The organism is Kitasatospora sp. NPDC015121 (genome assembly GCF_055562955.1).
In genome coordinates, this window is sequence record NZ_JBVHEH010000108.1 from 1 (window position 1) to 1,186 (window position 1,186).

At 71.6% G+C, this 1,186-nt stretch carries 2 protein-coding genes; both read right to left on the reverse strand.

The window, feature by feature from the left end:
• Nucleotides 1-217, reverse strand: a 217-nt coding sequence (locus tag ACZ3J7_RS41055; protein WP_465628507.1) for a hypothetical protein, incomplete at its 3' end; no start/stop codon positions are given.
• Between the two features lie 187 nt (nt 218-404).
• Nucleotides 405-1,186: WD40 repeat domain-containing protein (locus ACZ3J7_RS41060; RefSeq protein WP_465628509.1), on the reverse strand; the 782-nt coding region annotated here is incomplete at its 5' end.

A 1,186-nucleotide genomic window follows, 5' to 3' on the forward strand; every position in this document is an offset into this window, starting at 1 on the left:
GGCCGACCCAGTACAGCACCGAGTTCCCGCGGCCGGACTCGTAGTCCGCGTCGGCCCATGCGCCGAGCCGGTCTTCGACAGCCTGCCGGTCTCGGCTCTCGCCTTCGACCGGCCAGGTGTTCAGGTCGAGGCCGAAGGGAGCCAGCAGGCGGGCGATCTCCCTAACGTGGCCCTCGGTGTCCAGATCGTCATGGTGGCGGTAGGCGGTGAAGTTCACCGGGAACACCCCGGCCTGAGAACCCGCACCGGCCGCACTCCCCACAGTCCTCATAGCGCACGACGATAGACAGCCGCACCCGCCCGCGTTCCAGGCTTCACCGAACGGCAACCACCACCCGGCCCGGCTGATACGCGACCCGTTCGTGATCAGGAGGACAGCACCAGGTCAGGAACAACCCTGGCGGTCAAACCATGTCGGTGGGTACGGACGACACGTCGATCGCGAGGAAGCCCGTGTCGGTGCCTGCGATGAGCAGGCCGTGAGCTGCTGTCAGAGCGTGGAGTCTGTCAGCCATGGGAAGTACGTGCGCTGTCCGCGTCCGGGGGTTCCAGACCCGCACCGTCCCGTCGTCGCTGCCAGAAGCGAGGCGGGGGGTGCCGTTCGGCGCGGTGAACACCGCCACCGCGTTCACCCAGTCGTTGTGGCCGGTGAGGGGGTGGCCGTCCTGGAGGCCGGTGGCGGGGTTCCAGATCCGCACCGTCCGGTCGGTACTGCCGGTGGCGAGGCGGGGGGTGCCGTCCGGCGCGGTGAACACCGCCACCGCCCGCACCCCGTCGTTGTGGCCGGTGAGGACTTCGCCCTCCCGGGTGTGGGTGGCGGGGTTCCAGATCCGCACCGTCCGGTCGTGGCTGCCGGTGGCGAGGCGGGGGGTGCCGTCCGGCGCGGTGAACACCGCCACCGCGTGCACCCAGCCGTTGTGGCCGGTGAGGGCTTCGCCCTCCCGGGTGTGGGTGGCGGGGTTCCAGATCCGCACCGTCCCGTCATCGCTGCCGGTGGCGAGGCGGGGAGTGCCGTCCGGCGCGGTGAACACCGCCACCGCCCGCACCCCGTCGTTGTGGCCGGTGAGGGCTTCGCCCTCCCGGGTGTGGGTGGCGGGGTTCCAGATCCGCACCGTCCCGTCATCGCTGCCGGTGGCGAGGCGGGGAGTGCCGTCCGGCGCGGTGAACACCGCCACCGCCCGCACCC